Raw genomic sequence first — 4,715 nt, forward strand, 5'->3', positions numbered from 1 at the left:
GGTTCCGTCGACGTCAGAGCGAACGCGACCTTCACGGCGCCAGCACTCACCGAAGTGTCCGGTTCCGTCGACGTCAGAGCGAACGCGACCTTCACTGCGCCACTCATTGGCTACCCGTAAAGCGATTCATAACCCCTACCCACAGGCAAAGCTCCCCGTCTGGCAGGCGCGGGAAATGAGTAAGCCAAATCGTTCCTGCCACCATTTTCAAATTTACTATCATGGCCCTTATCAAAAGACGCGAGCGCGATGCTCACTGGTATCACAAGAACGGCGATCCGTGCCACACGGTAATTGCAAAGACAACTGGACTTCCACGGCAAACAAACCTGACCGATGCCCGCAAGCTCGGACTTATCCCGTCAGTCACGAACATCCTTTCAATGAAGTCGAAGCCCGCGCTTGACGTGTGGAAGCTCGACAAGTCAATTCTCGCCGCTCTCAACCTTGAGAAAAAGCCGGGTGAAAGTCATGAGAACTTTCTGTCCCGTATCGCTGAGGAATCGGAAGCAGAAACGAAGAAAGCGGCCGCGTGGGGAACCGCGATTCACGAGCAAATTGAGCAGTATTGCACCCAAGGCGCGTTTCTAGGTACCGGTGAAATCCTCGACTATGTTGCATGTTTCGATACCTGGTATCGGGCAAATGTGGTTGAGGTGATTTCGGCTGAGCAATCGGTTGTTGGATCGCTTGGCTACGCCGGCCGTTTGGACCTTCACGCGATGATCCAATATAACGGGGAAACCCGCCGGGCAATCATCGACGCGAAAAGCCAGAAGCTCAAAGGAAAGGCCGATGGGAATTTCTATAAGGAATGGTCGATGCAATTGGCCGCTTATGCTGATTGCACCCGGGAAGAAGGCGAGCCGTTGCCGCTTCTCGTTTCCTTGTTGATCCCGTCCGACAATCCCGGCCCGATCCAAATGAAAGTTTGGGATAATGGCTTGGATGCACTCGACGCATTTCACGCATGTTTCCGCCTCTGGTGCTTCGAGAAAGGATACCGCCCATGATGAAGCCTATCACTCCAGAGATGGCCAAGCGTCAAAGCATGGTATCTGTCACGAGTCCTTATCTCCGAACCGAAACGGATATGCTTGAGAAGGCCGTTGCTCAGTTCGTCGGATGCAATATCGCATTAGTCGAAACCGGGCACGGCATCGAAATCTGGCGTGTGAAATCCGAAGTGAAAGAGGTGAAGAATGGAAATTGACCAGCGACTCGGGAAGAAGGGCGGGGGATGGAGAGGGTCAGAATCCGAGCTTCAAATCGAATTCGTCACTCGTGCCATGCTGTTCGTTGCGGAGGCTCCTGAAATTCTCCTCATGTATGCAATTCCTAACGGTGATTGGCGTGGTTTTAGCGTTGCTAAAAAGCTCAAGGCCGAAGGTCTGAATCCTGGCATTCCTGACATTCACGTCCCCGTTGCTCGGTCCCGCTATATCGGACTTTACATCGAATTCAAAAGGGCCGGGGGACCGGTCAAAGAGGAACAGTGGGAGAAAATCCACGCACTCACAGAGCAAGGTCACTTGGCGATTCTCTGTGACAGCGCCGTGGTAGCTCTCAAAATCCTTCGCAAATACCTGAAAGGAGAAATCGAATGAACGCTCTATCAATTCGCCAACCATGGGCATGGATGATCGTCAACGGACACAAGGACATTGAGAATCGACCATGGAAAACCCACTATCGCGGACAAATTTACGTTCATGCCGCCAAGGGCATGACTCATGACGAGTATGGTTTTGCCGCAGATTTCGCCCGAAAACTCGGTGTCCATGTTCCTCCGTTCGATGAACTCGAACGCGGTGGAATCGTTGGTACTGTCAAAATAGTAGATTGCGTGGATGAAGATCCATCGCCGTGGTTTTTCGGGGAATACGGATTTCTTCTGAAAGATCCTAAACCGCTCCCATTCACGCCCCTTCGCGGAAAGCTGGGCTATTTCCCGGTCGATCCTGAACAACTTAAAATAGCAACGAAATGAGCGAACACCCGGAGATCATCAGGATCGATGAAGAAGCTCAGGCCGCTCTGGAGTTTCGCCGCAAAGTCAAGCGGCCACACAAACCGGGATGGTGGAGAAATCGCCCCAATCCTTTCACTGTCGGTAACAAAATCAAAGATGAAGAATTATGAGTGTCCACTTAATCCCTGTTAATCCGCCCGAAGGCGAAGAAGACGACGACATCAATATTACCAATGGCGAATGGTGCGCCATGTGCGCCTTGGCTAACGCATTCGGGATCGACGTATCACCGCCCGAGAACCATGACGAAGTGAGGTATTCACCGGAAGTCCTTCGTGATATGGCAACCAGAATCGAGCAAATCAAGGATGCGCCTGAATGGCTTCGTTGGCTTGCCGAATGTGGCGGAGCAAATCTTGCCTAACATCCATTAACGACAAAACACGTTGTATGTCACAAAATCAAGAAAATGCACAACAAGGCGAGGCGACTGCGCAGAATCAAGTGAGTTCCTTCATCGAGGTTTTTGTTACCGCTCGAGGTCGACAGAAAGAGGTATGCAAATATCTCAGAGAAGTAGCCGATTCTATTGAAATGGGGGGTAAAGCGGGATCGTCTGGAGTTGCTTGGGAAGGACTACAAGGGCGCTGGTTATCGAATCGATAAATCATAGAAGATCAATTTTTTGAAATTACTAACATGAGTCCAAAAATAACCAAAGCAATCGACGCCCTTGTCGAAGTTCTACGGACTGATTCGCCAGAGCATATGGTAACTTTCAAGCTCTTTGTGAATTGCGAAGAGCGATCTGTTAAAACCTCCGAGCGAACACCACAGCAGCTCAAAGCCGCAGGTATTTCCATGCGGAACCTTCGGGGAGAATTTATCCGGGAGAAAGGCCAAACCCATGAGTGACCCAAGCGAAACAAACGAAGCGAATGGCGCTCAGGAATCAGGCGTTGACTCCGACAGCATCGTCGCCTCTTGCGAGTGCTTCCGGCTGTCCCCAAATCCGATCGATCATGCGAAAGGCTGTAAATATCGGTTGATTTGCGAACGGGACGCCGCGCGAGAAGCGTTGTTGCTCGCCGCTCAGTGGGGCATCTCCAGCGACGGCTACAGTGCAAATGTTTCCAGACAAATCCGAATCTGGGTCCTCAACGGCATGCAAGGCCCTGCACCGAAAGCACCGGACTACTATCCACCACTGACTCAACGGCAACCGTCGTAATCTAACACTTTCCAGCAAAATTATTACATGAGCCAGATTTCAAAAAATGACCCAAGGCTGTTCAATATGAATGAGCTGGCCGAAGCGCTTGGGGTTAAAAGGGTCTTCATTCGGCAGATGAAAAAATACGGATTCAAAATGCCATTGGGGCGGGCCAGCATTGGCATGGCCTACGATTGGTTGACCAAAAATGCCGAGATCCTCGATGGGAAGAAAATCGACCCGCGAGACGAAGTTGAATCAGAGAATATCTCCTAAGCTGGCAACGTCCTTCGGCCGCAATTTCCGGTAAATCCCGTGAACCATCTCGTCACAATGCCCGATGTATTGCATCGCTTTCTCAGCGGTGACATTCGCTTGAGCAAATCGAGTGATGACAGTGACACGGATGCAGTGAAACGACAGATCCGGGAACCCCTGATTTGTCAGCCATTGGTTCCAGAGCTTCGATGCGTTTGTTGGCAGATCGACCAAAAATTCAGCGTCTTGGCCCTGCCTGCGTTTCACAAGAGGAACCAAATCGGCGTGGAGGGGAGCGGTGTGAAGGCTTCCGCCTTTTACCCGAAACGAAATCGCCATCGCGGACAGGCTAACTCGTTTCAGCGGTGCTTTGACTTCGCTGAGTCGGCATCCCTGCTTCATGGCGACAAGCCACGAATCTTGCATCCACTCCGGGCAACTTTTCAGCGCCTCTTCGATCTTCTCTTGCTCATCGCGCTCGATCGCCCGCTTCTCTTTCACGTCCCGGCGACCGAGCTTCAGGCGAGCGCACGGATTGGAAATTATCCACCCTTGGGCGACTGCCTCTTGCATGATCGTACCAAGAACCCGGATTTCAGTCAGGGCCGTGTTCCAGTTGCCAGGCTTTCTTTCATCCTTCTCGCAAATCGCCGGATCGCTGCGCCATTTCATGTAGTCGTGGCAAACGCTATAGGTGACCTCTTGCGGATGCCTGATTTTTTTCAGAGCGAAATACGTCGAAAGGTGTGCCCAGCAATTCATTGCCCGCTTTTTGGAAAGCTCGTTGGTGTAGTGGTGAGAAAACCAACCCGGAACCCATTGTTGCATTGCCGCCGCGGAGCCGTCCGACGCTTGCTCACTCTCCTTTTTCGTAAACTCGGCTACCTTCTGATGGATCTTTCGAATAGCCCCTTGGGAGCCAATTCGGATACCGGAAGATTTGTCAGACCATTCTCCATTCGCCCCCTTGGTTCGGATGTAGTAGAACGGGCTATTTTTTCGGGAGTAGAAGGAGGCCATGCAGCAAGGTTCAGCATGGAAGCCCGCCAAGTCACTCCAAAAACCATCAAATTCATAGTGAAAACAGCAATAAATAACACTGATTCGTGTCGCTGGTTCGAATCCGGCTCGGGCCACCACTTTATGGTTTCTCTCCAAAAGTGGTGGTGAGGATGGCGGGTCTACCCCAAAGATTGGGGATGAGGCTTTTTGTTGAGGTTTTGAGGTTGGATTGATGATGGGTTTCAGCCGCATTGGGCGATCACGCGGAGC

8 protein-coding genes are annotated in these 4,715 nt (G+C 51.5%); 7 read left to right on the forward strand and 1 reads right to left on the reverse strand.

Going from position 1 to position 4,715, the window contains the following annotated elements:
- Positions 1–221: 221 nt before the first annotated feature.
- From JIN85_RS19720 to JIN85_RS19750, 7 genes are all read left to right on the forward strand, one after another.
- A complete protein-coding gene (locus JIN85_RS19720) occupies positions 222–1,013 on the forward strand; it encodes a hypothetical protein (RefSeq protein WP_200274073.1) in 792 nt (263 codons plus the stop codon).
- Entirely contained in the window at positions 1,010–1,213 is a 204-nt protein-coding gene (locus JIN85_RS19725) for a hypothetical protein (protein ID WP_200274075.1), read from the forward strand. Before JIN85_RS19720 ends, JIN85_RS19725 begins: the two co-directional genes overlap by 4 nt.
- Before the next feature lie 76 nt (positions 1,214–1,289).
- Positions 1,290–1,607 (forward strand): VRR-NUC domain-containing protein, encoded by a 318-nt coding sequence (locus tag JIN85_RS19730; RefSeq protein WP_200274077.1) that lies wholly within the window; start codon positions 1,290–1,292, stop codon positions 1,605–1,607.
- A complete protein-coding gene (locus JIN85_RS19735) occupies positions 1,604–1,990 on the forward strand; it encodes an ASCH domain-containing protein (protein WP_200274079.1) in 387 nt (128 codons plus the stop codon). Before JIN85_RS19730 ends, JIN85_RS19735 begins: the two co-directional genes overlap by 4 nt.
- A gap of 148 nt (positions 1,991–2,138) precedes the next feature.
- Positions 2,139–2,396 (forward strand): hypothetical protein, encoded by a 258-nt coding sequence (locus JIN85_RS19740; protein WP_200274081.1) that lies wholly within the window; start codon positions 2,139–2,141, stop codon positions 2,394–2,396.
- A gap of 483 nt (positions 2,397–2,879) precedes the next feature.
- Positions 2,880–3,203, forward strand: coding sequence for a hypothetical protein (locus JIN85_RS19745; RefSeq protein WP_200274083.1), 324 nt, complete (start codon positions 2,880–2,882; stop codon positions 3,201–3,203).
- A gap of 27 nt (positions 3,204–3,230) precedes the next feature.
- Positions 3,231–3,461 (forward strand): hypothetical protein, encoded by a 231-nt coding sequence (locus JIN85_RS19750; RefSeq protein ID WP_200274084.1) that lies wholly within the window; start codon positions 3,231–3,233, stop codon positions 3,459–3,461.
- Here JIN85_RS19750 and JIN85_RS19755 read toward each other — a convergent pair.
- Positions 3,444–4,463 (reverse strand): tyrosine-type recombinase/integrase, encoded by a 1,020-nt coding sequence (locus JIN85_RS19755; RefSeq protein ID WP_200274086.1) that lies wholly within the window; start codon positions 4,461–4,463, stop codon positions 3,444–3,446. The genes JIN85_RS19750 and JIN85_RS19755 overlap by 18 nt on opposite strands.
- Positions 4,464–4,715 lie beyond the last annotated feature (252 nt).

Source organism: Luteolibacter pohnpeiensis, from assembly GCF_016595435.1.
Lineage (GTDB): Bacteria > Verrucomicrobiota > Verrucomicrobiia > Verrucomicrobiales > Akkermansiaceae > Luteolibacter > Luteolibacter pohnpeiensis.

Bases quoted from the DNA above. Each gene is read 5' to 3' on its own strand.
- JIN85_RS19720 (WP_200274073.1), top strand. From the start codon at position 222: ATGGCCCTTATCAAAAGACGCGAGCGCGATGCTCACTGGTATCACAAG.
- JIN85_RS19725 (WP_200274075.1), top strand. From the start codon at position 1,010: ATGATGAAGCCTATCACTCCAGAGATGGCCAAGCGTCAAAGCATGGTA.
- JIN85_RS19730 (WP_200274077.1), top strand. From the start codon at position 1,290: ATGCTGTTCGTTGCGGAGGCTCCTGAAATTCTCCTCATGTATGCAATT.
- JIN85_RS19735 (WP_200274079.1), top strand. From the start codon at position 1,604: ATGAACGCTCTATCAATTCGCCAACCATGGGCATGGATGATCGTCAAC.
- JIN85_RS19740 (WP_200274081.1), top strand. From the start codon at position 2,139: ATGAGTGTCCACTTAATCCCTGTTAATCCGCCCGAAGGCGAAGAAGAC.
- JIN85_RS19745 (WP_200274083.1), top strand. From the start codon at position 2,880: ATGAGTGACCCAAGCGAAACAAACGAAGCGAATGGCGCTCAGGAATCA.
- JIN85_RS19750 (WP_200274084.1), top strand. From the start codon at position 3,231: ATGAGCCAGATTTCAAAAAATGACCCAAGGCTGTTCAATATGAATGAG.
- JIN85_RS19755 (WP_200274086.1), bottom strand. From the start codon at position 4,463: ATGGCCTCCTTCTACTCCCGAAAAAATAGCCCGTTCTACTACATCCGA.